The 3,251-nt window shown below is 72.2% G+C and carries 2 protein-coding genes; both read right to left on the bottom strand.

The features are described from left to right. Positions 1-79 precede the first annotated feature (79 nt). Positions 80-1,837 carry a glycoside hydrolase family 6 protein gene (locus NT8_RS27680; RefSeq protein ID WP_067975946.1) on the bottom strand — a complete coding sequence of 586 codons (1,758 nt, stop codon included), beginning with the start codon at positions 1,835-1,837 and terminating at the stop codon, positions 80-82. 727 nt (positions 1,838-2,564) lie between these two features. Continuing rightward, complete coding sequence (locus tag NT8_RS27675; protein WP_067975943.1) at positions 2,565-2,801, bottom strand: hypothetical protein; 237 nt, start codon at positions 2,799-2,801, stop codon at positions 2,565-2,567. Positions 2,802-3,251: the final 450 nt, after the last annotated feature.

Genomic DNA, 3,251 nt, shown 5'->3' with positions numbered 1-3,251 from the left:
GGCGCCCCGCGGCCCTCACCGGCCGCGGGGCGCCGCCCGTCCTCAGGCCCGCCCGGTGCGGCACCGGGCGGGCGGCCGGCTACTGCACCGGCGGGTGCGCGTTCTCCAGCAGCTGCTGGAACTGCGCGGAGAACCAGTGCCCGGACAGCGGGGCGTCCGGGAGCGCCCCGGAGGGGTTGTTGCCGTTGCGCGGCGTGCCCTCGGTGAAGGTCGGGTCGCACATCCGGTCGAAGCCCTTGCCCTCGGGGTTGGGGATCTCCTCGCTGGAGCCGTCGGACTCGCCCGGGGGCTTCATCCACACGTAGGCGTCGATCCCGGGCTCGGGAGCGGCCGTCGGACGCTCGCCCAGACCGGCCCCCGCCTGGTTGCACCAGTTGCCGATGTGGATGCGCCGGTCGAACCGGCCGCCGTCGACGTAGGCGTCGGCGCTCGTCCGCGGGCCCGGTCCGGTCGGCCGCTCGTCGCCGCCCCACCCGTTGCGGGAGGTGTCGATGAGCATGCCGATGTCGGAGTTGAAGCCCACCCGGACCAGCTCCTCGCGCAGGGCCTGCGAGAAGGACAGCTCGTCGACGTAGTTGTTCCAGTCGATCCACTGCGACTGCCCGCGGATCGGCTGCCCGTTGATGGTGTCGGAGACGCTGAAGTTCTCCTCCACCAGGGCCGAGTAGTTCGCGGTGTTGGCGATGAAGCCGTGCACGTCGTCCACCGTGGCGCCGTTGGAGGTGGCGGCCTCGTGGAAGATCTCCGCCGACGGGGTGAAGTTGCTTTCCCAGCCGATCCAGCCGTGGTGGCCGGCGTCGATGTAGTTGTACACGTTGGGGATGTCGCCGAGCTGGTCGAGGGCGTAGCCCACACCGTTGACGTAGTTGCCGTTGCGCAGCATCTCGTCGCACTCGGGGGTGGCCGTCTCGCGGCTGCCCACGTTCGTCACCAGGTTCGGCAGCGAGTCGATCTCGATCGTCGTCACGATCCGCAGGTCGGCGTAGGCCGGGTCCGCGAGGATCTCCGCGATCGGGTCGATGAACTCCGTCTGGTAGCGCTCGATCTCGTGGGGGTCGAGCTCGCCGTTGGAGGCCAGCGCCGCGCAGTCGCGGCCCGGCAGGTTGTAGATGACCACCTGGAACACCAGCGGCTCGCCGCCGGCCTGCTCCACGGCCTCGTCGAGGTGGTCGCGCAGGCCCATGGTCCCGGTTGTCGGGCTGCCGTTGCCCTCGATCGCGCTGATGCGGTCCATCCAGACGCCCGTGGGCTGGTCGGCCACGGCGTCGCCGCCCGGCTCGGCCGCGGCGCGCTCGGACCACTGCGGGTTCACGTAGACGTCGGCGCCCTCATACGGGTTGTCGACGCGGTCCGTGGGGTCCGGATCGGGGTCGGGGTCCGGGTCGGGACCGGGGTCGACCTCGCCGTCGCACGCCACGCCGTTCAGCGTGAACTCGGTGGGCAGGTCGTTGGCGCCCGAGTAGGTCGCGGTGAACCCGATGTCGACGGTGGACCCGCTGCCCAGGGTGGTGCTCCACCCCGGGTTCTCGATGCTGACGTGCGCACCGCTCTGCGTGGCCTGGCCGTTCCACGCGTTGACCACCCGCTGGTTGCCCGGGAAGTCCCATTCGAGGGTCCACCCGTTGACGCTGTCGGCCAGATTGGTCAGCGACACGTTGGCGTTGAAGCCGTTGCCCCAGGAATTGGTGATCGTGTATTCGACCTCGCAGGCCACCGCGGCGTTCACCGGATTGGCGAGGGCGACCGGAAGTCCGGCGCCCAATACGAGGGCCGCGGCGACGCTGCCGGCGCGGCGCAGGCGCGGATATCGGCCCGCACTCGTCAGGATGGGTTTCATCAGGGGGATACTCCTCACGGCTGGATGTCAGCCCGAGGCGGGAACGCCTCGACCGATCGATCGGTGTCGGTGGGGATTTCGGTCGGTACCGCCGCGCGGGCGGCGGTGCGGTTCCGCGGTGACCGGCGCGGGCGTGTGGGGCGCCCGCGCCGGCCGGCGGAGGGGTGTCGTGTCGGCTGCCTCCCGAGCGGGACGGGGACGTACGTGCAGTTCGGGCCGCCGACGGCGGCCCCCGCTCCATGTGGGAGCGCTCCCAAGGCGGAATATAACAGTGACGAAACACACTTGAAAAGAGGGGCAGGGGAAATTGTCCTGTGGTAAGCCGGGCGAAACGCGGTCTGCCGTGATCAGCGCTCCGGTACGCACGGGAATCCGATTCGGACCGGCCCGTCCGCCGTTCTCCGCGTCCCGCCAAGATCCTTTTCCGGGATCTTACGGGTAAGCGCCGCCCCCCTTTGCCCGCTCACCTGGGTGGAAAAGTAAACCGGTTTAGTATGTTTACCGAAACGGGCCCCGCACCGATGGGTGCGGGGCCCGTACGCGTCGGAGCGGAGGCCGCCGAGCGGGTCCGGCGCGCGCGGCGGGTGCGGGGGCCGAGACGCGGCGGCCGTGTCGGGCGGGTACACCCGCGCCGGAACGCGTCGACCGGGGCCGCCGGATGCGCGGCCGGCTCCGGCGTGCGCCGATGGCGGCCCGGCCCGCCCGACGTTGGGCGGGGTGGTCCGTGTCAGGCGGGGTGGCCGGCGGGCTCGCGCCCGTGGGTGGGCGGTGCCTCAGCGGGCGACGGGGCGGGCGCCGGGTCCCGGTCCGGGGCGGCCGCGTGCCGGGCGGCACCCGCCCCGCGGGCCGTGCGGCGGCGCCGGACCGCGTCGTCGGCGATGTAGGCGATGCCACCCGCCACGACCAGGCCGATGCCGACCAGGGTGATGACGAGGACGGTGGTCACGAGCTCGGAGTCGATCACTGCGGTACGCCTCTTTCCGCGCGGGTGGGCGGTGTGCGGACGGATACGCCTCCCATGGTAATCGCCGTTCACCGGAGTTGCCGGTGTTCGTGGACGTGAACCGCGTCTCAAGCGCGGCCGCGCGTCCGCCGCGCGGTCGGCCGGGTGGTCGGCCCCGCGTCCGGGTGGTGGGGGTGGAGCGCCTGGGGCGGGAGTGAGGGTTCCGTGTCGACCCATTGACAGTGCGCGGTCGGATGTCTACCGTCGTGGGAGCGCTCCCACTCACCGAGCCCTTCCGGATCGGTGGGCGGGCGGTCGTCGCGGCCGGGGTTCCACCGCCTCGGTGAGGGGTCGCCGGCCCTTCGGACGCGACGGCCGCGGGAGCGCACTCCGAACCGTGCCGCAGGGTCTTCCCCTCGACCCGCTCAAGGCACACCTGAGGGGCGGGTGGCCGGGGGTGCGGCCCCGGCC

This window comes from Nocardiopsis trehalosi NBRC 14201, from assembly GCF_001552555.1.
GTDB classification, from domain to species: Bacteria; Actinomycetota; Actinomycetes; order Streptosporangiales; family Streptosporangiaceae; genus Nocardiopsis_B; species Nocardiopsis_B trehalosi.
Note: the sequence above shows the minus strand (reverse complement) of the source record. Positions and strands in the feature narration are given on the sequence as shown.